The organism is Paenibacillus sp. CFBP 13594, assembly GCF_014842675.1.
In the GTDB taxonomy this organism is placed as follows: Bacteria; Bacillota; Bacilli; order Paenibacillales; family Paenibacillaceae; genus Paenibacillus; species Paenibacillus amylolyticus_B.
Map to the genome: position 1 here is coordinate 484,728 of NZ_JACYVQ010000004.1, position 24,702 is coordinate 509,429.

Annotated in this window: 6 protein-coding genes; all 6 read left to right on the forward strand. The window is 47.4% G+C overall.

Annotated features, from left to right (window positions below):
- Positions 1-34: 34 nt before the first annotated feature.
- The 6 genes from IFU39_RS15850 to IFU39_RS15875 are packed head-to-tail and all read left to right on the forward strand — an operon-like array spanning position 35 to position 24,682.
- Positions 35-16,798 (forward strand): non-ribosomal peptide synthetase/type I polyketide synthase, encoded by a 16,764-nt coding sequence (locus IFU39_RS15850; protein WP_244661006.1) that lies wholly within the window; start codon positions 35-37, stop codon positions 16,796-16,798.
- Complete coding sequence (locus tag IFU39_RS15855) at positions 16,788-20,987, forward strand: beta-ketoacyl synthase N-terminal-like domain-containing protein (RefSeq protein ID WP_192133598.1); 4,200 nt, start codon at positions 16,788-16,790, stop codon at positions 20,985-20,987. Before IFU39_RS15850 ends, IFU39_RS15855 begins: the two co-directional genes overlap by 11 nt.
- Complete coding sequence (locus IFU39_RS15860; protein ID WP_017687150.1) at positions 20,984-21,241, forward strand: acyl carrier protein; 258 nt, start codon at positions 20,984-20,986, stop codon at positions 21,239-21,241. The genes IFU39_RS15855 and IFU39_RS15860 overlap by 4 nt, the downstream gene beginning before the upstream one ends.
- The gene (locus IFU39_RS15865; protein ID WP_091013872.1) at positions 21,238-22,389 is read left to right on the forward strand and encodes an acyl-CoA dehydrogenase family protein; all 1,152 of its coding nucleotides are present in this window, start codon (positions 21,238-21,240) and stop codon (positions 22,387-22,389) included. The genes IFU39_RS15860 and IFU39_RS15865 overlap by 4 nt, the downstream gene beginning before the upstream one ends.
- Entirely contained in the window at positions 22,386-23,366 is a 981-nt protein-coding gene (locus IFU39_RS15870) for an ACP S-malonyltransferase (protein ID WP_192133600.1), read from the forward strand. Before IFU39_RS15865 ends, IFU39_RS15870 begins: the two co-directional genes overlap by 4 nt.
- On the forward strand, positions 23,363-24,682 hold the full coding sequence (locus IFU39_RS15875) for an aspartate aminotransferase family protein (protein WP_091013876.1): 1,320 nt from the start codon (positions 23,363-23,365) through the stop codon (positions 24,680-24,682). The genes IFU39_RS15870 and IFU39_RS15875 overlap by 4 nt, the downstream gene beginning before the upstream one ends.
- Positions 24,683-24,702: the final 20 nt, after the last annotated feature.

Below are 24,702 nucleotides of genomic sequence, written 5' to 3' on the forward strand. Positions count from 1 at the left end.
TTGAATCTCAATTAAACGATGAGGTGTGGTCGTGATGGTACAAAAAACCGTTGAACTTTCCGAAACACAAAAGGGAATCTATTTTGATTGTCAGGTGAATGATCCCACTTCGTATAACATCTCAGCTTCAATTCAATTTGATCATCTTCAAATGGAGATATTTCGCCGGGCCATCGAATTGCTTATGTATGAGCAAGTGGTGCTGCGTACTCGGATTGAGATTCAAAATGATGTACCCGTGTTATCCGTTCTTGAAGATATGGATTATTCACTTACCTTGTGGGACCTAAGTAGCGAGAATCAGGAGAATCCAAAGGAACAACAGTTAGAAGCACTGGTGGATGAATGCATCGGGACACCTTTTGATCTGGAGAAAGGTCCTCTGTTCCGTATAATGATTGTTCAGATGGATAAAAGCCGATATATTCTGACCTTATGTATTCATCATTTAATATGTGATGGCATGTCGCTTGAACTGATGAAAAACAAACTTATTCAGTCATATACGTGTCTTCTTGAAGATCAGCCTGTGGATGTCAAGCTGGATGAAGGATTCATCTCTTATGTTGAGGCAGAGAACAAGAAACTGCACGAAAACAAGTACTCCAAAGAGCGGGAATACTGGTTAAACAAAATGAAGGGAGCGGAACCTCTTTCTCTAAAGCACGACTTTCCAGCAGGTTCTTTACAAGAAGGAATTGGTCATGAACTGCGATTTGATATTTCGGAATCGTTAATGGCTGATATTACACAGATGTCCAAAGATAATGAAGTAACCGTTTTTATGTTCTTTATGGGTGCCTTTGGCATTCTTATGAGTAAATATGTCGGTACAGACGATATCACCTTTGCCTCCCCATATTCTCATCGTCCCGGTATGGACTTGGAAGAAACGATTGGATGTTTTGTCCATATGTTGCCCATGCGATTCCATATTGACCTCGAATCAACTCTAAAACCTCTGCTGCAACAAGTAGCCACAACCTGGATGGATACGTACAGGAACATCGGATATCCCAATAACCTCATTGTCAGAGACAGCATGTTACAGGCTCAACCCGGATCACCATCGTTGTTTGATATTTCCTTTGTTTATGATTCCTATGAGGAAGATATGCTCGGAACTCGTATTCTGGATCAGGATAAGGTTACGTTTCCAGGAGATCTAATGGTGGTGTTGAGCCGTTTACCGCAAGGTGCTCAATTGAAGCTGCAATACAAACCGAGCTTGTTCCGTGAAGATTCAATGGAGCGAATGGGCCAACGATTTCTATACTTGCTGAATCAACTAGTAACCAATTCTGATCAAAAAATCAGTGAGTTTAGCCTCCTAACGCAGGATGAGAAAGAAGACTTACTGTACCGATTCAATCAAACTTCTTATTTTCCCTACACTCCACAACATATTATGGATATTTTTCACGATAAAGTAGCACGTTTCCCGGAGCGGGTAGCTCTAATGGAAGGGAAGCAGCATCAGACCTACGCGCAGGTCAACGCAAAAGCGAATCAATTGGCTAGGCAGATCGTTGCGAGTAAAAAAAGTGATAACGCGGCAGTTGGCGTGCAGATGCCGCGTTCCTCGGATATGGTCATAGCCCTATTGGCTGTATTAAAAGCCGGATGTGCTTTTGTGCCTGTAGACCCTTCCTATCCTTTGTCCAGAAAGGCCTATATTATATCGGATGCAGACATATCCATAGTGCTGGCTATGCAGCCCGAAAAAGATGACGAGACTCTGGATGTCCAGTACATCTACGTTGAGGGAGATCAGGCCTATACAGGAGATGCCTCAAATCTCGAAGAGGCGCTGAATCCGCATAGCCTTGCCTATATCATGTACACATCCGGATCAACAGGCAAGCCAAAAGGAGTCATGGTTGAAAATCATAGCGTAGTCAATACACTGCTTGATCTGGAGCGTCGTTTTCCAATGCAGGCGCAGGATGTTTACTTGCTGAAAACAGCATATACCTTTGATGTGTCGGCCACGGAACTTTTCGGCTGGTTCATGGGTGAAGGCGCACTAAGTATTCTTGAGCCTGGAGCAGAAAAAGACCCTTCTCGTATTTTGTCTACGGTGGCATCACATAAGGTGACCCACATCAACTTTGTTCCAACGTTATTCCGTCTTTTTCTGGAAACGATGGAACTCCGCTCCGATCTGTCAGCATTGGAAACGCTGAAATGGATGTTTGTTGGCGGAGAGGCAGTTACGCCTGACATCATTGAGAAGTTTAACAGGTTAGGCATGAGAGCAAGTCTTGAAAATGTATATGGTCCAACCGAATGCACCATATGGGTTTCTCATTATCCGTTAAGCCATTACGAAGGCTTGGGCAATGTACCGATTGGCTACCCGCTCAATGAGTCCAGATGGTATGTCGTCGGAAATCATGATGAGCTTCAGCCGTTAGGTATTCCAGGGGAGCTTTGTCTTAGCGGTGTTGGGCTTGCGCGTGGATACCTGAATCTGGAACAGACGACCCGAGAGAAGTTTGTCCCTAATCCTTTCTTTCAAGAAGGACAGGACGCAGCGCATTTCAGGTACATGTACCGCACAGGGGATCTGGTACGTTCACTCCCAAGCGGTACGATCGAATATCTGGGACGCATTGATTTCCAAGTTAAAATTCAGGGAGCCAGACTGGAGACAGGCGAAATTGAGAATACCCTGTCATCCTATCCGGGTGTCATCCAGACCGTGGTAGTCATGAAATCATTTGAAGGTAGGTCCGGCTTGCTGTATGCCTACTATCTGTCAGAGCAGGAGCTGCCTTCTGTCGGATTGAGAGAGCACCTGTCTCGTTCGTTACCGGCATACATGATACCATCCGTTTTTGTACATAAATCCGAATTTCCATTGAATAGCAGTGGGAAGATTGACCGGAAGGCACTCATGGCAGATATCACGCATGCTCACACTTCCAATACGTTCTATACCGCCCCGTCTTCCGAACTTGAGAAGGTTATAGCCGAAGTGTGGGCCGAAGTGCTCGGTGTTGAGAGAGTAGGGCGCGATGACCATTTCTTTGAATTGGGCGGAAATTCATTTTCTGTCATTCAGGCTCACAATAAACTAAAACATTATACCGATGTGGAGTTCCCTGTTCCTCGTTTTTTCGAATGCCCGACATTGCGTCAATTTGCCGCGCTGGGTCCGAAGGATGAGGCAGTCCGGGTACCGACTGAAAGGGAACAATTGTTTCAACGAAAAGACGGCATTATGCGTGAGGACATTGCAATTGTGGGCATGGCGGTGAATGTGCCGGGCGCTGAGGATATAAGGGAGTTCTGGAGTAACCTGGTTGAACGGCGGGAAAGCATTCACTTTTATAGTGATGATGAATTGAGGGAGCTTGGTGTGGAGGAAGCGCTGCTGCGTTCACCTCGTTACGTCAAGGCAAAAGGACGTGCCAACGGCATCGATGAGTTTGACGCAGGGTTCTTTGACTATACTCCCGGTGAAGCCAAAATGATGTCTCCCCAATTCAGACTTTTGTATCAGGGAATATGGGAAGCGCTGGAGGATGCAGGCTGCAGACCGGATGAGGCGGGTAAGGTGGGTGTGTTCCTTGGCGGGTCCGATGACTTCGAATGGTACCGTCAAGTGCTTTTTAACGATGCTAACTATAGCAGTAAATACGAAGCATTTACCCTCAGCACCAATCATTTTCTCGCTACCCGAATGGCTTATAAACTTAACTTAAAAGGGCCGGCCTATACCGCTCTGACGGGATGTTCTACTTCATTGGTTACACCTCATCTGGCATGTCAATCTTTGATCGTTGGAGAATGTGATGTGGCCGTGGCTGGTGGGATCACCGTGGAGTTGCCCAATGAAGGGGGTTACATATTTGAGGATGGCATGATGTTCTCCACAGATGGACACTGTCGTCCATTTGATGCGGCAGCCAGTGGAACCATCTTCTCCAATGGTATGGGAATTGTGGTGCTGAAGCGGGTAACCGATGCTCTGCGGGACGGAGATCATATCTACGGGGTCATCAAAGGCTCAGCAATTAACAATGACGGACAAGAGAAACTTAGTTTTCTTGCTCCAAGCGTAAACGGACAGGCTGAAGTCATTCAGGATGCTTATAAGGTCGCCGGAGTAGACCCGGAAACGGTGAGTTATATCGAAGCACATGGTACGGGAACGTTGCTTGGTGATCCAATTGAAGTAAACTCGTTAACTCGGGCCTTTGCTTCCGACCAAAAGCAATTTTGTTATCTGGGTTCGGTCAAGGGCAATGTGGGACATATGGATACAGCCGCAGGTGTGGTTGGTTTAATCAAGGTAGCGCTCAGTCTTGGACAAGGTTATATCCCTGGAACAGCGAATTATGAGCAGCCTAATCCCAAGATTGATTTTTTGAATACGCCTTTTAAAGTTATTGCACAAGGGGTGGACTGGAAACAGGGCAATGTTGGAGTCATGCGCGCAGGAATCAATTCATTTGGTGTGGGGGGCACGAATGCTCACATGGTATTGGAGGAGGCTCCCGAGATGGAGAAGTGCAGTCCGGATGATGACGTAAATATATTGCTTTTTTCCGCCAAAACAGAGTACTCGCTGAACCGCACCGCTGAACGGATTATGGAACATCTGACTCAGCAGCCGGATCAATCTGTGTCCAACGCAGCGTGGACCTTGCAGTCAGGTAGATCTGTTTTTGCGTATCGTAAGGCACTCATTCTGGATAAGACATGGAAGGATAATCCGGACAAGCTGATACAGCAGCTGGGGAAAGCACGCGTATACCATTCAGCTCAAGACACCCGTCCCGTATACTTTATGTTCCCCGGACAGGGCAGTCAGTATCAGGGAATGGGTGCAGAACTATACAGATCTACAGAGCAAGCAGGCCTAGCTCCAATCTTCAGAAGTTATATTCAGGAAATATTGGACCTTCTGCCTGCGGAAGAACGAGAAGATATGCTGTCCGTTGTATACGGGGATCAGCAGCCTGAGCGAATAAACCAGACGGAGTACAGCCAATTCGCACTGTTCATGACCAGTTATGCGCTGGCCAAGTCGCTGCTGGATCTGGGCATCAAGCCAGATGGCATGATCGGACACAGCATAGGTGAATTGGCTGCCGCTGCGGTAGCGGGTGTGTTCGAACTCGGAGATGCTGTCAAGTTAGTTCGGCTTCGCGGACGTCTGATGCAGCAACAACAACCCGGGGTCATGCTTGCCATTATGGCGGATGCACAGCAGGTGAAGTCACAACTGGAGGAAGACATGTGGCTTGCCCTGGTGAATACTACAGGTTCCAGTGTGATTGGTGGGACAGCTGAAGCCATTTCACGGATGGAAGCCAAGGCTGAAGGACTGGGCTGGAAGTGCATTCGTGTGAAGACTTCCCATGCATTCCATACGCCAATGATGAATCAGGCTGCCGAGGAATTTAGACGTTATCTAGCAGAGCATTCACTTCATACGCCACAGATCCCATTACTGTCCAACACCAGTGGAACATGGACGCTTGGAGATGAAATCACACAACCTGACTATTGGTCCCGTCATATTTTACAGCCGGTGTTGTTTGAATCAAACCTGGCTGAAGTGTTGAAGGATGAGCGCGCTGTATTAATTGAAGTCGGTGCAGGACGAACGCTAAGTTCCTTTGCCAGACAGCACAGTCAATCAAGAGATTCTCAGACGGTACTGAATATGCTGCGTCACGTAAGGGAAACAGAGCAGGACAGTATCTATGTGAACCGCAGACTTGCGGAGTTATGGTGCGAAGGCATTGAACCGGACTGGAAGGTGCTCAAAGGGCAGACGGTACGACGCAAATGCTCTCTGCCTACTTATGTTTTCAACAAACAATCCTATCCTGTCAGTGTTTCTCTTTCTGGCTCATCAGCAGCGGAAGGAATGGGTACCGGGGATGATAGGCAACATGCAGAGCAGGGTAAGGGAAGTAGCTCTGCTCTAATAAAAGGGACAGTTTATACTGGTGGTTCAGACCAATTGAAACAGTTTGTTCTGGATGCATATCGAACGATTTTTGGCATCGATGATCTAGATGAAGAGGTTAATTTCTTTGCGGTTGGAGGAGATTCTCTCAAAGCAGTCAGCTTGTCTGCATGGATCCGGTCTCATTTAGGAATTCAGCCTGAGGTAGCAGATATTTTCAATCATTCAACGCCTATTCAATTGGCGGAGCATCTCTATGTCATTGCGAAACCAAAAGTGGACCAACAGACAATTCAATCTGCACCCACTATGGATGCGTATCCAATCTCTTCTGCACAGATGCGTATGTTCACACAAGCGATGCTTGATCCAGGCAATACGGCATACAACCTACCGTCTGCAACCATTATTGAAGGTGAATTGGACCGTATAAGAGTTGAGTCTGCTTTGCAGAAGTTGATGCAGCATCATGAGGCGCTCAGAACATCGTTTGAGATACGGGGCGTTGAGATCGTTCAGATCATCCAACCTTCGGTTCGCTTAAGTATGGGCTATGCAGAGCAGCATGTGGCAGATGACCAAGAGTTGCCTGCGATGATCGAGACATTGATTCGTCCTTTTGATCTGGGGAGTGCTCCGCTTATGCGGGTTGAACTGATTAAGATAGGCGAGCGCAAGCACCTGCTATTCTTTGATATTCACCATATTATCGCAGATGGTACATCTGTCGAAATCATTACTCGTGACTTCAATGGTTTATATTTTGGCAAAGAGCATGCAGTCCGATTGCAGTACAAAGATTACGCGGTATGGCAGCAGCAGCGTCTCGCTTCAAATGAATACATTTCACATCAAACGTACTGGCTGGACCATCTTGGCCCTTCTTTACCTGTGCTGGAGCTTCCACTTGACCAGGAGCGTCCATCACAGCGATCCATGCAAGGGGGACGTCTCCATTTCACGTTGAATCGTTCGTTAACACAAAACTTGCACGAGCTGGCTTCCTCATCGGAAGCATCCATGTATATGGTAATGCTAAGTGTGTGGAATCTTCTTCTAGCACACCGCTCAGGTCAGCAGGACATTGTGGTAGGAACGCCTGTTGCAGGAAGGATGCAAGAGGAGTGGAAAGAGACGGTAGGCATGTTTGTCAATATGATTGCGATGCGGAATTTTCCAACGTTTGATCGTACGTACACTGATTTTTTACGCGAACTTAAACAACATACACTCGATGCTTTTGCGTATCAGGAGTATCCGTTTAATGAGCTTGTGGCACAACTGGGCGTGACACGTGAGTTGAACCGAAATCCGGTATTTGATGTTTGTTTCGATTATCAGAACATGGATTTGCATGGACTCGAACTTCATGGTTTGCAATTCAGTTCTTTTCCGGTGGAGACGGGTACGTCTACTTATGATCTGTTAATGACCTGTCAAGAAAACAGGGAGAAGCAGGTGATTGAAGGATATATCGAATACTCGCTGGATCTGTTCCGCCGGGACACAGTTGAAGGTATGATGCAGGAGTTTATCGGACTCTGCCAAGAGGTTGTACAACAGCCTAATCTGTCTCTGAGCGAACTGTTTGAGAGAAACATTGGTTCTCATGAGCACCCAGTCCATCTGCTTGCTGGTCCACGTCTGGATTACACTCCTGCGGTGGGTCTGCATCGGCTGTTCGAGCTGCAGGCAGAACACACACCAGACAAGGAAGCTCTCCTTGTATCATCCGGAGCCGCTTTTACCTACAGGGAGCTTAATGAAAAAGCTAATACGCTGGCTTGGAAGCTTATTGATCAAGGTGTGCGCCGGGATGAACCTGTGGGCGTATTATCCAGACGTGATGAATCGTTGATCATTATGCTATTGGCGGTGCTGAAAGCTGGGGCGGCTTATGTGCCTCTGGACCCTGCTTTTCCGCCGCAGCGTATCCTGAATATGATCGAAGATAGCCGAATGAACGTATTACTGTGTACGCCTGATGAAGAAGGCACAGTGACTTTTAGCGGAGAGCGATTCGTGTATGATCCAACTGCCCAGGATGTGCGCTCATCCGTTAACCCGGACGTAAACTTCCTGTCTTCGGACCTGTCCTGTGTGATTTTCACCTCAGGATCAACGGGGCGTCCCAAAGGGGTCATGATTACTCATGAGGCGATGGTCAATTTTGTTGAGGACATCAGGCACCGACATATTTTTGCACATGAGACAGATCGCATCATCAGTGTAACGACCATATCTTTTGATATTTTCGGATTTGAAGTGTGGGCACCATTATGCACCGGATATTCGCTGTATCTGGCCAATGAGCAGGAACAGCTTGACCCGGCTCTTGCTTCACGTCGAATACGTGAACATGGTGTTACGCACATTCTTAGCACGGTCTCACGCATTAAGGCATTTGTCGAAAATCCGGAATTCGCTCAGGCGCTGGGCAATCTGCGGTGTGTTCTTACCGGAGGGGAAAATGTCCCTGTGGGACTCCTCACCGATCTGAAGCGGCTTACGCCCGCTCGAGTCTTTAACATGTATGGACCAACGGAAACTACGATCTGGTCAACGACCAAAGAATTGAATGACACAGCCGCGATTACCATTGGCAAGCCCATTACCAATACAGAGATTTATATTCTGAATGATGAAGGTGAAATACTGCCACCTGGAAGTTATGGAGAGCTGTGCATTGCAGGAAAAGGATTATCCCGCGGTTATCTGCACAATGCAGCTGAGACCGATGCCCGATTCATTGCAAACTCGAATGTGTTGGGAGGCCGTTTGTACCGAACTGGCGATCTGGCCCGTATACTGCCGGATGGGGATGTTGAGTTAATGGGACGGTTGGATCAGCAGGTGAAGATTCGTGGCTACCGGATTGAACTGAACGAGATTGAGCAGGCAGCGATGAATTATGAACGTGTAAGAGAAGCTGTCGTTAAGGTAGAAGGGGCCGAGCAACATTCATTGCAATTAATCCTTTTCTACAGTCTGAAGCCTGGGATTGGGCCTTCCGTTATGGAAGATGAAGACGTACAGCTTCGGACCTGGTTAAAGCAGCGGCTTCCACAGTACATGATGCCTTCTCGCTTGATTTGTCTGGAAAATCTGCCTGTGCTGCCTAATGGCAAACTGAATCGCAATGCCCTTCGTCTGGCTGATTTCGAAACGGGAGAGAGGGATAACCCTGCTCTGGTTTATGGCTCATCGATTCAAGGAATGGAGCGGGCAAAAGTTGATCTGGAGCAGATGCTCATTGCAGCTTGGAAGGAAATATTGAATCTGGATACGGTTAATATCCATGATCACTTTTTTGACATCGGAGGCAACTCGTTGGGGCTTATTCTGATTAATAATCGGCTGAATGCCTATCTGGATCAAAGCATTCCGCTGGTGCAATTGTTTGAGCATTCCTCCATTGCATCACTGGTCACTCATCTGGTGGCTGAGCAGATGCTGCCGACAGTTACACAACAGGTGCGAGAGGAGAGCGGGCATATCGCTACGGCTGGATATCCTGTTACGAACCCGGACCCGACAACAGCTCCCAAAGATGATGTGATGAGCACAGTTGAACACAGCAAAGTGGAGCAGAGCAGACCAAAACAGAGTATCTCGTTTGCTTCAGAACACAGTAGCAGAGATTCTTCGTCGTCAGATATCGCAGTCATTGGCATGGCAGGGCATTTTCCCGGCTCAGGAAATATTGAGGAGTTCTGGGATAATCTAATGGCAGGTAAGGACGGCATCACCCGTCTGAATGAGGAGGATCTAATCGCTGCGGGTGTACGACCGGAAGACTTCAAACATCCCGATTATGTACGGGCCAAAGGTGTACTGCAAGATACTGAGTATTTTGACTCCGGATTTTTCGAATATCCGCATCAGGAATCCAACATGATGGATCCGCAAATACGGCTGCTGCATCAGTGCTCATGGGAGGCGCTTGAGCATGCCGGGTGTGATCCTTACAGTTATGAGGGATCTATAGGATTATTTGCCGGAAGTGGACTGAGCTTACCATGGATGGTGCAATTTCTAGGTCGTTCCGGTAATTTGCTACATGCTTTTGAAGCCATGACTTTAAATGAAAAGGACTATATTACAACCCGAGTATCTCACAAATTAAATCTGAGAGGGCCGAGTATGGCCGTACAGACCGCATGTTCAACTTCTTTGGTCGCTATCCACCAAGCTGCTGAATCGCTGATCCGTGGGGAGTGTGATGTGGCACTTGCGGGAGGTGTCTCTATCTCCTATCCGCTCAAAGAAGGTTATCGCTGGCATGAAGGCATGATTTATTCAAAGGATGGTCATTGCAGACCGTTTGATGAGCAGGCATCTGGTACTGTGTCTGGTAATGGATGCGGAATGGTTGTGCTCAAGTCACTCCGCAACGCACAGCGAGATGGAGATCATATCTATGCAGTCATTAAAGGTTCAGCGATTAATAATGATGGCATGGACAAGATTGGATATACGGCACCGAGTGTGGCCGGGCAGGTCAAGGTTATTCAATCAGCTCTTCATCGTTCGGGAGTGTCTCCAAAAGAGATCTCCTATCTGGAGGCGCATGGAACAGGAACCAAACTGGGTGACCCGATTGAAATTGAAGCGCTCAGGCAGTCATGGGGAACAGATCGTAGAAATTATTGTGCTCTAGGTTCTGTGAAAGCCAATATTGGGCATCTTGATGCGGCAGCAGGTGTCGCCGGTTTTATTAAAACCGTACTGACGCTTTATCACCGGGTGGTTCCGCCACAGATTCATATGAATCGGACGAATCCGATGTTGGAACTGGAGCATAGTCCCTTCTATATCAACAAGGAGCCACAGTCATTAGAAGACGCGAAGCATGTCCTGCGAGCAGGTGTCAGTTCGTTTGGGATCGGGGGTACTAATGCTCACGTCATTCTGGAGCAACCGCCCGTCCAAGAGAGCCAAGCCAATTATGAATCATTGCTTCTGCTGCCCTTCTCGGCCAAAAGTGAATCTGCGCTGGAACGCACGTACGATTCGGTTCTACAGGCGATCCATGCATTGCCGGAGCAGTTGCCCAATGCTGCATGGACACTACAGAAGGGAAGAAGCAGATTCATTCATCGTAAAGCACTAATCGTTGTAGATGGTTATATTCCGCCAAGCGAGCAGTCTGTAGAGTTTGAGCCACAGACAAGTGTGATGAATGGGAAGCCTAAGGTCATGTTTTATCTCAGCGGAAATGCAAGTTGGGAAGCGCGCAAGATTCGGGAACTATATGCTTCTGTGTATCGCAGCCAGGTCTCAGAGATATTCAAGCAGCACTTTGAAGAGATACTGAATCTCTTTGAGTCCAAGGAACAGTATGCCATTCGCCAGGGCATAGGGCGATCGTTAACCGATTCAAGGCTTGAGCGTATGCAGTGCTTTGTTGTGCAATATGCTCTTTATAAAACCGTGATGCAGCTTGGTATCAAGCCGGATGCTGTCTGTGGACAAGGCGTTGGCGAACTGGTGGGGTTGGTTATTAGTGATGCACTTGATCCAGTACATGCCGTTGGGCTTCTATACAATCTGGAGCATTGGTCACTACAAGAAGGAGCATTGTCAGATGCTTTGACAGGAAGGATGACAGATGCAACTGTAACAGACCTTGCGTCGAGTATTGCACCACTGTTATCTCCAAATTTCCTGTTCACGCTGCTAAATCGCAAGACGCTTTCTGAATCTGCTGGGCATACGCTGTGGATCGTTTCGAATCAGCTGCAGGATACAGAACAAATAGCCCCGGATTCATTATCAGAGCCAAACATCATTGCTCTTACTGGAGATCGTCAGAGCTTGCTTGAGGCAGACGTGTATTTAATGAAAGTACTTGCTTTTTGCTGGTGCTCTGGCATGGAGTTGGATTGGGAACAGTTAAACGGAACGGGGCGTAGGCAAAAAATCTCCCTGCCGACGTATTCCTTTGATCCCATTGTTCATCAACATGATGTTGCGTTGTATCAGCTTGCAGGTATGTCGCAGGTTGCAGCGGGTTCTATCGCAGCATTAGACCAATCTCCATCTGGGAAAGTCAGGGTTCAACGGACTGATGATGAGATAAGGCATGTATTGTCGCAATTGTGGCAGGAGTTGCTTGGTAATGGAGAAGTCGGCCTTGAAGATGATTTCTTTGAGCTTGGAGGTCATTCATTAAAAGCGATTTCCTTGGCGTCGAGGATTAAAGAAATGTTTGGACTAAATTTGGGGCTGGAAGAGGTTTTTGATCATTCTGTGTTTGAACACATGGTTCAATGGATTGCTGAACACCAGGCCACAAGTGACTCCAATTCAGTGGACCCAATCTTGCCAGTTACTAAGAAAGAGAAATACAAGACCACTTCTGCACAGCGAAGAATGTATGTGGTACATGAGTGGATGAAAGGTGAGAGTACGGCGTACAATCTCGCCAGCTCTTATATGGTAAGAGGAAAACTTGACCCTGCCCAATTCAGAGTAATCATGGATGCACTGGTAGAGAGACATGAAGCATTCCGTACCAGGTTTGAAATGATTGACGGTGAGCTTTTCCAAATTGTCGAGGAGCAGGTTCCAAGCGTGGTGGAGTTGCTGGAATTAGAAACAGCAGGGTTAGAACAGGTCATGGAATGGATAAAGCCTTTTGATCTGACCAGCGCACCATTGGTTCGTGTTAAGCTCATTCGCCTTTCTCAAGAGGAACACATCTTATTCATCGACATGCATCATATCATTTCGGATCAGAGTTCCATTGCGATCCTGATGCAGGATTTTGCTCGCATGTACAGAGGAGAAACATTACAATCTCTTGACATTCAGTATAAGGATTATGCGGAATGGCGTGATGAAGCTGCGTCACACGCACAATCTGTTGAAGACGCCAAGTTTTGGATACGGGAATTTGAGGACAAGCCTGCACCGGTTGAATTGCTTACAGACTTCCCAAGACATGGCGCGTCATCTTACAGCGGAGACAGACGTTCCATTGAACTTGGTGAGTCGTTAAGCACACAGGTCAATGACTTCTGTACTCAACAAGGGCTTACACCTTATATGTTGTTTATGGCAACTTTGAATCTATTAATCTGGAAGTATACGGGTCAAGACGACTTGGTCGTTGGTACAGCGGTTGCGGGGCGTGAGAAGCCAGAACTCAACAACGTTATGGGTATGTTCGTGAACATGCTTGCCATTCGCACCAGCATGGACAGAGAATGGTCCACAGAGACGTATTTGAATGAGATGCGTGGCAAGCTGTTATCCTGTTATGAGCATCAGCATTATCCTTATGAAGCACTGGTGGAACAACTTGGTCTATTCGGTGATTTAAGCCGCAACCCCCTATTTGATGTGGTGTTAAATTACATTAATATGGGAACCGATGATCCTGAAGCCGGGGAACTGATGCTTGAACCATGGGTTGAAGGTAAGGTGGATGCCAAATTTGATCTGACTTGGACACTGGTCGAGCACAAGCAATGGTACACGGTTGAACTTGACTATCGCTCGGATTTGTTTAAAGCGGAGTCCATGGAACTGATGCTGGATAAATTCCGGTATATCCTGTCTCAGATCACAACAGGGCATAATGAACGAATTGGTCAGATTAAGCTCACTACACCGGAGGAAGAGGAATGGCTGCTGTACGGAGTCAACGATAATGCCGCTCAGTATCCGCGAGATGCGACCATTTCCCAATTATTCGAGGAACAAGTTCATGTGCATGCACAGAAGACAGCATTGGTCTGGGAAGACGGTGAATGGAGCTATGCGGATCTGAATGAACGTGTTCAGTGGCTGGCGTTCAGGTTGCTTGGACAAGGGATAAAATCAGGCTCCAGTATTGCTCTCATTTTGGACCGTGGACCGATCCAGATGATCAGTATTCTTGCTACACTCAAACTCGGTTGCAGTTATGTTCCGATCGACCCCGCTTCGCCGCCATCGAGAATTGAATTTATTGTGCAAGATTGCGATGCGGCTGTGTTATTGACTGAAACGGCTTATGCCTCCACATGGCAATCTGTAGTTCCTTGTATCGTGCCGGCAGATGAACTGGCAGCATTTGATTCAGGAGACATGCAGGAGCCCGTTGAAGATATGAACACGACCGCTCTTGACCCGGCTTATATCATTTATACATCAGGGTCTACAGGAACCCCGAAAGGGACTGTGATGAGTCATCGCAATGTCACCAAAGTCATGAAAAATAGCAATTTTGTCACCGTCGTGCCAGAGGATCGTATCCTGCAAATTTCTAACTATGCGTTTGACGGTTCCATTTTCGATATTTTTGCTTCATTAATAAATGGCGCTACTCTTGTATTAATCTCAAAAGAGACCACTTTGGATATGGCTCGTTTGGCGGATGTCATCCGACAGCAACGGATTTCAGTATTTTATATTCCGACATCCTTGTTTAATATGCTGGTGGATTGGGATGCTGAATGCTTGAAGAATGTGCGTAGAGTGATGTTTGGTGGTGAAGCTGCATCGATGAGCCATGCCAACAAAGCTCTTGCATGTGTGGGACCTGGCAGACTGTTAAATGGATATGGGCCAACGGAAGCAACCTTTTTTGCCTCCTACCACTTATTACAGCAAACAGAGCCTTATACTGGCTCACTGCCCATTGGTTACCCTCTGTCTAACACAGCTTTGTATGTTCTGGATGATGAGCTGAAGCCTGTGCCACCCAACGTTCCAGGTGAACTGTATATCAGTGGGGATGCGGTGGGTATTGGATATCTTAACCGTGAGGATCTTACCCGAAAACACTTTCTTGATGATCCCTTCCGCAAGGGAGAACGAATGTATCGGACAGGTGACATCGTCAAACGTCTGGCTGACGGCAGTCTGATTTTTATTGAACGTTCGGATTTCCAGGTCAAAATTAGAGGTTTTCGCATTGAGTTATCGGAGATAGGCAATTGCATGGAGCGTCTTTCGGGAGTTCGTGATGCCTTTGTCATGACAGTTACAGAACCATCAGGAAGTCTTTACATTGCCGCTTTTTATACAAGCGACACTGGGGCAGATGTTGAGTATATTCGAAGAGAACTTCACCAGCAACTGCCAGAGTACATGGTGCCTGCACGAATTATTCGAATGGATCATCTTCCGATTAATGCCAATGGCAAAGTGGACCGAAGAGCATTGTCCGAGCATTTGGTTGAAGAGCAGCAGAGGTCTATGGAAGTGAGTTCACCTCAGACAAAAACAGAGCGTGTCATTCTTGCCGCTATGCAACAGATCCTGGGTAATCCAGGTATTGGTGTGGAAGATCACTTCTTTCAAAATGGGGGGCATTCGCTTAAAGCGATTGCAGTCACTCAAATTTTGGCAAAAGAAGGAATTGCCATCAATGTGAACGAATTATTCCAATATCCGACAGTTAGAGGACTTGCCAAATTGGTAGATATTAATCCTCCGGCGTCAGTTTGGTCCGAAGATAGCCTGCATATTCAGTCCCCGATAGTCATACCACAGGACATAACACTTCATGAGAAACAACTGGACAGCCTGGTCCTGCATGTCTTAAACAGCTGCAATCAGGTTTCATCTTTTATGGCTGGCATGACCCCTATGGGTCAATTCCCACTATCTCCAATTCAACAAGCACATGCTTCTACGACTTCACGAGCAAGCGGATTTACAACAACGCTGGAAGGCGAATTGAATGAACAAGCTGTAAAACACCTGATACTTGGGGTTATATCCCGGCATCAGTTACTGCACAGCATAATATATGAGGAAGAACAATTGTATTGGCATCCATGTGATATGTCATTAGCGGCGGACATGCTGCAACAGCTTATCCCGTATCTTGATATTCGTCATTATGCTTCGGCTACAATGGAGCAGCTGGAGTACAGACTGGTTCAGTCTCTGTTACACAAAACGTATACGTTGAAGGAACTACCATGGCGTCTATGTATTTTGCGTACAGGAGCCACAGAGCATAAGCTGATTTGGAGTTTTGATCACCTTGCGTTTGATGGTATGAGTGCCCAAATCATCAAACAACAACTTGAGTCGAAGGCATTATATAGACCGCAAGGTGTAGAGCTCGAGAGTGATCGAAATTATGAGGATTATGTAAATTTTCTGTCTCAAGGCCCCATAGGGGTAACTGAAGATGAAATGAAGAAACAATTTTCACTTCAGGCATGGCATAGATGTAACACCATCGTCATGAACAAGTTGAAGGAAACAGAAACATTGTCGCCTTCAGCGATGACTGTCGAGTTGTCCCTTGCAGGGAAGGAGCCTGCAGATGTTTGGTGGACATGCTTTGAAACTTTTGCCAACATCATTGCGGCTTATCTGAACATAAGCCAATTGCCAATAGCCCTGGTGCATTACGGAAGGGAGTATGGCGAAGAATCCTACTACGATTATGTGGGAGAATTCCTTGATCTGATTCCAGTGCTGGTAGACAGTGAATTCACACAGGAAGATCTGTTGGAACGTCTGGAATTTACGAAGCGACACAGCATTAACTTTATGGCACTTACACATGATTCTTCCCTCTCGGCACAATATGATGGCATACGGGAACAATTGGGAACTGCCTACAGGCAAGCAGAACAGGAGCCGCGTCAGATGATTCTGTTTAATTATCAAGGCTTCATCTCCAGCAGCGAAGCGATCCCAATGTCGTCTCAGTCGTCGGATGACCAAGATTCGAATTCGGGACTCTCCCAATTCGAATGGGTAATTCGCTACGACGAAGAGTGTCTGTACGTACATCTGGCCTGTCAGGCTGGTCTGGACATCAAACGTATGAAACAGCTGATTGATGACAAGCTTGGTAGCGATGTGAAAGTGGTAGTTCACAATGAGGCAATGGAGGTGCAACATGTCCAGTAAATCCATACAGCGAGGACCCGAGCTGATTGTGCCAGAGCATTATTCAACAGTGGCTGAGATGTTAATCTACATTGCAGATACTCATCCAGAAAAGGGAATGACCTATATCAGCTCTTCAGGTGACGAACAGTTTGAATCATATCCTGAATTACTGATGCAGGCGCGCAAGTACCTGCAGTCTCTTCAGGAGCAAGGCATTCAACAAGGACAGGTCGTTATTTTGGAAATTGACCAGTCACAGGAATTTTACCGTACATTTTGGGCTTGTATGCTGGGGGGCATTATTGTCGCCCCTGTTAGTCCTCCAGCCGCCTGGGAACCAGGCTCAGCTGGTCTGGAGAAATTCACGAAAGTGTGGGAGGTACTCGGGCGTCCGGTTGTGATCGTCGAGGAAGCCTACATGCCCAAGTATAAGCAGCTTGCGGAAAGTCCGGTATTCAAAGATCTTATGTTGATTAGCGTGAATCAGCTTCAAGCAGGCCAGCAGATGGCCGATCTATGCCCAACCTCTCCTGATGACATTGTGTTCCTGCAATTCTCATCAGGAAGCACGGGAATTCCCAAAGGTGTGCAGTTAACAAATCACAATATTATCGCCAACAGTATTGCATGCAAGACTTTTCTTGGAGCTGAAGAAGGAGATAATGTGTTTACCTGGTTGCCGCATACGCATGATATGGGGATATTTGGACAGCATCTGACACCCGTCCTGAGTGGAGCCAACATCATGGTGATGTCACCTTATACCTTCGTACGGTCGCCTTATCTGTTCTTGCGCAAGATTACGGAGCATCAGGGAAAATGGTTTTGCTGTACCAATTTCGGTTTTGAATGGATGGTTCAGAAGATCCCGGATTCCAAGCTCTCAACGCTTGATCTGTCTTCACTGCGTATGACCTTGAATGGTGCAGAGCCTATATCAACGTCTGTTATTGAGCGATTTGTCAAAAAATTCAGCTCTTGTGGCTATCGTCCCAATATGATGTTTCCTGCGTATGGCATGGCCGAAGCGACAGTAGGTGTATGTACCTCCAGACTGGGGGAAGAGCCGCGAATTGAACGTATTTCACGTTCGCGGCTGGTGCAGGATGGACTGGCTGTGCCAGTCCAGCTGCCTAGCAGTGATAGCCATACTTCGGATGTGATCGAATTTGTTCATGAAGGATATCCCATGACAGGGATTCAAATCCGGATTGCGGATGAACAGGGTGAAGTGCTGGATGAGCGGGTTGTTGGCGAAATCCAGATCCGTGGGGAATCGGTAACCTCCGGATATTACAGTCTCCCGGAGATCAATCGTGAAATGTATATGGATGGGTGGCTTCGCACTGGAGACTTGGGTTATATGGCTGATGGCTCCCTGGTTGTAAGCGGACGAATCAAGGACATTGTGTTTATTCGGGGACAGAACCATTATGCGCATGATCTTGAAGAAATTTTGTACCAGAATAGCAGCATTCCTAGAGGGAATCTGACGGTAGTCGGGCACTTTAACAGCCTCAAACAAGTAGAAGAGTTGCTTGTATTTGTTAAATACAAATCGGGCACTCCACAGTTTCTGGATGTACGCCAGGATCTGATCCAACGTATGAGGGCTGGATTGGGTATTGAGATCACCCATGTTCTCCCAATCAAGGTTATTCCCAAAACGACGAGTGGCAAGGTCCAGCGCTTCATGCTGAGAAACGAATATGAGCGTGGAGTATTTACCAAGGACATCGAGGCCATTGAAGAGCTGATTCGCCAAAACACACAACAGCAACAACACGAGACGGTTTCCACATCGTCTTTGGAATATACCGTACGTAAAGCCTGGGCCGAAATTCTTCAATTACCCGCAGGAAAGATTGAGATGGATACTTCTTTTCTCGCACTTGGAGGCAATTCCATTCTCTCCTATCAATTACTTGACAAGCTGTCTGCACATATGGGGCGTGAATTAGGACAAGAACTACTTGTTTTTTGCAGTACAGTACGTGAGATGGTGGAATATCTGCAGGAACTTCCAGCAGAAAAGAAGGACTTTGAACAAGCTGAAACAACAGATAATCACCTGAATGTACATCGTGCTATTGCTATTACCGGGCTGTCTCTGCGTCTGCCTGATGCCGACACCCAAGAGCAGTTCTGGAGCAATCTGGTTAACGGGTTAGATAGTGTTGACCGGGTTAGCTTAGAGCGTGCAACACGTTCCAAGCAACCCGGTTGGGATGACTGGATTGGGGAACTGAAGCAACCGGATACGTTTGATCACGACTTCTTTGAAATCCCGTCTGAACAAGCTGCATTTATGGATCCGCAACATCGGAAGTTGCTGGAAGTTGCTCATGAGGCGCTGGAGGATGCAGGTATGCTCGTGGATCATGAGGAGAAGCGTGATGTGGGTGTGTATGTAGGGATTAACCCAAGCACATACTTCGATCTGGTTGTTGATTATATGAACCGGAGTCTTGGAAAGGCTGTTCATTCTCACGCTATGGTAGGCAATATGTCCAATATTGCAGCGGCCTCCATTTCACACATGTACAATTTTACAGGGCCGGCACTGTCGATAGATACAGCATGTTCTTCTTTTCTGGTAGCACTGACACAAGCTGTGGCGGCCATTCAGGACAAGCGTATCTCTGGAGCAGTTGTAGGTGGAGCGAACATTTTGGCTACACCGCATGTTCATCAACTATCACGCAATGCTGGAATCTGTTCTTCCACTCAACATACGAAGGTATTTGACCGGGAAGCAGATGGTTCAGTCTTAGGAGAAGGTGCTGTTGTTGTATATCTGGAGCCGCTAACAGAGGCAATTCGCAACAATAAGCATGTTTATGGTGTGATTCGCGGGACAGCGGTGAATAACGACGGATATTCCCTGGGCATTATGGCACCCAACCCTCAGGGACAATATGAGGTGCTCCGTGCCGCTTATCGCGATGCCAACCTAAATCCGAGCGAGATTTCTTATATTGAAGCACATGGATCGGGGACAAGGATTGGAGATCCAATTGAGGTGAATGCCTTGCTCCGACTGTTCCGGGAAAAGGGATGCACAAGCGACAATTCGATTGGATTAGGTTCAGTCAAAACCAATATTGGTCATTTATTTGCAGCCTCCAGTGGAGCCAGTCTTGCCAAGGTTCTGCTCAGTATGCAGCATGGTGAACTGGCACCAAGTCTGCATATGGATAATCCGAATCCGGCCCTACGACTGGACCAATCGCCGTTCCATATTGTTAGCGAGCATAAAACGTGGGATGTACCTGAAGGAAAAACACGGAAGGCAGGCATCAGTTCATTTGGACTGGGAGGTACGAATGCCCACATTGTGCTGGAGGAATGGAAAGCCCCTGTCCGTGCAGTTGCCCCGGCACGAGGCCAGTTGTTAACGTTCTCTGCCAAATCAGAGCATGCTTTAAAAAAGCTGATTGATAACACGGAGCAGTATGTGAAGAAACATGTGGACCTGGCACCAGAGGATCTTTGTTTTACCCGAAACAGATATAGAAAACATTATCGGCATCGTGCAGCAGTAACTGTCAGCTCAACCGGAGAGTGGAGCATCGAAGAGATGGAATTTGGCTTCAAGCCTAGAAACCGAGCTGCTCGTGTCAATATTGTGGTTGGGGGGCATGAGATTTGCGGAGAAGATGAGGCTCAAGCTCGTAAGGTAATCAGGCCAGACGATTCTAATGAAGATACGGTATCCACCTTGAACTATTGGGTGACCTTGCTTGAGACACTTGTACGTCTGGTCCCTTCCATTCAGGAGATTCGAGGAATAGCTGCAGGAGAGGAACTTGTATCCAGTTTACATCTGGATGGCGAGGAACATCACAGCGCTCATGCAAGCCAATCCATTCCAGTGAACAACAGAGTGACGTTAGACAGTCTGCAAGACACACCTGGCAAGATGGCAAGCGCCGACATTGTAATTATGATTGCTGCAGATCAGACAGTGCAGCAGCTTGAATACAGTGGCAAGGAGAGCTTCATTCGCCTGTCTGCCAAGTCGACGCTTACCATGGAGGATCAGCTTGCTTTATTACTGGGACAGCTTTATGTACGTGGTGCTGCGCTGGATTGGGAACAGTTACATCCGAATGGCTCTGGCCAGATTGTACATCTGCCAGCACATCCATTCGAGCCGTATGTACATTGGATAGATGTGAATCAGGGAACGGAGGTCATGATATGACAAAAGAAGAAATTGAGCTTTTTATCAAAAGCGAGATTGCAGCAGCGTTGAATCAGGAGCCAGAGGACATTGATGAAGAGATGAATTTTTTGAAAATTGGTGTCTCATCTGTGCAGGCGCTCAAGATCATTAACCGTGCGCGCAAGCATCTTCAAGTTGACATCAGTCCGGTTGCGTTGTTTGAATACAAAACAATTGCCGAGTTCGCCGCTTATCTCAATGAATCTCTTCTTCAAGAGGGGGTTGCCGAATGATTGAAGCGGATATAGAGCAAGAGATCATTCATGAAGCTGAATTGTTTGCTGCCCGTGAAATTCGTCCGTATGCTCAACAGATTCAAGAGCAGCAAGCCATTCCCAGAACATTGATCCGTGCCATGGCTGAAAAAGGTTACTTGGCTGCCTCGATCCCCGCTGAATATGGCGGCATGGGTCTCGGCCCCAGGGCGTACGGGCTGTTGACTGAAGTATTTGGCAAGGCTCTTCCAGCCGTTCGCAGCTTGTTAACGGTACATACTTCACTTGTAAGTGAAACTTTGGTACGTTTCGGAACGCCTGAGCAAAAATCGTCCTGGCTGCCCAAGTTGGTGAAGGGAGAATGGATTGCTGCCTTTGGCCTGACTGAACCGGAAGTTGGTTCGGATGCCAAAAGTGTAAAGACCGAGTGGAGAGAAGAATCGGACTGTTATGTTTTGAATGGAAAAAAGAAGTGGATCACGTTTGGACATTTGGCAGATGTATTTATCATTATTGCCTCGAATCAGGGACGAAGCACTGCTTTTTGGGTAGAACGCCAGTTTGAGGGTGTACAGACCAAACCTATTGAAGGTGTCATGGTTGCGGGAGAGACAGGTATAGCTGAGATTGATCTCCATGAGGTGCGTGTACCAAAGAATTACATTATTGGACGTCTAAATGAAGGTTTTGAGTACATCGTAACCGGGGCGCTGGATCAGGGCAGATATAGCATAGCCTGGGCAGGGCTGGCGATTGCGCAGGAAGCGCTGGATGCCATGGTGACTTACTCAAGGAAGCGGAAGCAATTTGATCAGAAGCTGAGTCATTTTCAGCTGATTCGCGGCATGATTGGAGATGCGGTGACAAAAGTCCATGCAGCACGAGCATTATGTTTACGGGCAGCCGAGCTGAGAGAAGCCAGGGACCCGCAGGCTGCCATGGAGACAACAATCGCCAAATATTTTACGTCCAAAGTTGCTGTTGAAGTTGCAAGCGATGCGTTACAGGTGCATGGTGCGAACGGAATTAGTAACCAATATCCTGTTGCCAGGCTGTATAAGGAAGCCAAAATTCTGGAGATTATTGAAGGTTCTTCTCAGATGCAGCAGGAGATGATCTCGCATTACGGATTAAAAGCCTATTACAAGCGTGGCGGTGGCGTATGACGTTTTGTGCGCTATTTCCTGGCCAGGGCAGCCAGTATATCGGAATGTGCAGCGAGTTGTTGGACAGTGAGCCGGAGGCGAATCAGATCTTTGCGGAAGCAAGCGAGGTGATTGGATTTGATTTGAAGGCACTGGTTATGGAAGGGACCCTGGATCAATTGACGGTCTCTGAATATGCTCAGCCTGCTGTACTGACGGCAAGCTACGTTCTATTTGACTCATTTGTTCGCCGGACTGGAATGACTCCAGATTATGCAGTAGGTCACAGTTTGGGGGAGATTTCGGCTTTAGTAGCGGCGGGTGCATTGCGATTTGCTGATGGAATCCGTTTTACAGCTCAGCGTGGTGCGTTGATGCATCGCTCCATTCAGGAGCAAAAAGGAAGAGCGGGTATTGTTGTTGATGTAACCCAAGAAGCGCTTGAAGAATTAGTCGAGAATATTCGTCAGAACGAGTATGTGACGATCTCCGGTTATAATTCACCGGGACAGTTTGTCGTCGCAGGTACTGGGAAGGGTCTTCAACTGCTGGATGATCAGGTGGATGGCTTCGGTGGGGAATTCATTCCTTTTCGCATGATGCCAATGAAGGCAGATGCACCTTATCATAGCGAGTTGATGCAGTTCATTCAGCCTGAGCTTGAAGAGATGCTTGCAGGGGTTTCCTTCTCTGCACCGGTGTTTCCCATATGCTCTACAGTACATGGTGAGTTCATTAGTGGAGCCGAGGACATTCCTCAGCTGCTGAGCAGCCAGCTTTTGCAACCTATTCGCTGGAATCAGGCATTGGCACGCGTTCAAAATCTGGGAGCGACGGTATGGATCGATATCGGTCCAGGCCAGAGCGTAAGAAATATGATGGCTGAGAATAAGACTTTGCCTGCAGCCTATTCGCTGGATGATCCGCAAGATCGGTTCAGGTTATTGGAGCGATATGAAGCAGTAAACCAGACAAGTGGGGGAGGCGATAAGGGATGATCACGGAGATGATGCAGTACAATCAGCGGGTGAAACAATGGCTGCCTGGCGGTGTCCACTATAATTTTCACCTTCCTTGGGAAGAGACGCCGCTCCATTTCAAGCATGCTTCCCGAAGCAGAGTGACGGACATGAACGGCAACGAGTATTTGGATCTATATGCCCGCTTTGGTGCCCTCATTGTTGGCCACGGCAACGAGGAGTATAACGAGTGTCTGAAGGATACCATTGACCGTGTTCTTTCCGTAAGTCATTGCGATCTGGATGCAGAGGCTCTGGAACTGATCCATCAATATGTACCTTCAGCAGAGATGATTCGTTTTGGGTTATCAGGCACGGAGATTGTCCAGAATGCACTTCGTCTTGCCCGGGCGTGGACAGGTAAAAATCGCTTTGTACGTTTTGAAGGCCATTATCATGGCAATGCGGACAATATTATGGGTGGCAAGACTGCACGTACAGGTTTGCCTGTACCTTCAGACTATCCTGGTGACATGAAAGGAACAAAGGGGAGGGCAAGGGATGCCATGGAATCTCAATCCTACCTCCTGCCATGGAATGATGCAGTCCGTCTGGAGGAACTATTTCGCGAGCATGGAGACGACATTGCAGCAGTAATCATGGAGCCGGTTTGTGTAAATGGAGGCGGAGTCATGCCTGCTCCGGGTTATCTGCAAAAAGTCAGACAGTTATGTGACCAGTACCAGGTCGTGCTCATTTTTGATGAGATTATAACAGGATTCCGTATGGGACTCGGTGGTGCCCAACAGTTATTCGGTGTAACACCCGATCTGACTACACTTGGGAAGGCAATCGCCGGTGGCGGAGTTCCGGTGTCAGCCCTGGTTGGCCGAGCGGATATCATGAAGTTGCTTGTAGACAAAAAAGTAATTCATGCGGGTACGTTTAATGGCTATCCATTAGGTACAGCTGCTGTAAAAGCTACGCTGGAAATGTTGGGCCGCAATGGAGGACAGGCGATGAACAGCATGAACCGCCACGCTGAGATGATGCATGACATACTCTGCCAGGAAGCAGTGAAGGTAGGTCTGCCTTTAATTGTTCAGGGTCCGTCTGGCTGTGCTTCTTATCACTGTTGCACGGAGCCGCTTACGGATACGGCTGATTATACGTTTGAATTGATGTCTTTTGATATTTTGTTAAATAGCAAGCTTGCTGAGCACGGTGTTCTGGTATCTACGCTCTCGCGGATGTATCCGAATATCCTGCTTGATATGCAGGATGTTGCCTGGTTTAGTGAGCGTGTCCCAGCAGCACTTGCAGAAATGAAAGAGCTCTACGACGAGCTGATCTGATGGTAGCTCAATAAGGAGGT

Bases quoted from the DNA above. Each gene is read 5' to 3' on its own strand.
- IFU39_RS15850 (WP_244661006.1), top strand. From the start codon at position 35: ATGGTACAAAAAACCGTTGAACTTTCCGAAACACAAAAGGGAATCTAT.
- IFU39_RS15855 (WP_192133598.1), top strand. From the start codon at position 16,788: ATGTCCAGTAAATCCATACAGCGAGGACCCGAGCTGATTGTGCCAGAG.
- IFU39_RS15860 (WP_017687150.1), top strand. From the start codon at position 20,984: ATGACAAAAGAAGAAATTGAGCTTTTTATCAAAAGCGAGATTGCAGCA.
- IFU39_RS15865 (WP_091013872.1), top strand. From the start codon at position 21,238: ATGATTGAAGCGGATATAGAGCAAGAGATCATTCATGAAGCTGAATTG.
- IFU39_RS15870 (WP_192133600.1), top strand. From the start codon at position 22,386: ATGACGTTTTGTGCGCTATTTCCTGGCCAGGGCAGCCAGTATATCGGA.
- IFU39_RS15875 (WP_091013876.1), top strand. From the start codon at position 23,363: ATGATCACGGAGATGATGCAGTACAATCAGCGGGTGAAACAATGGCTG.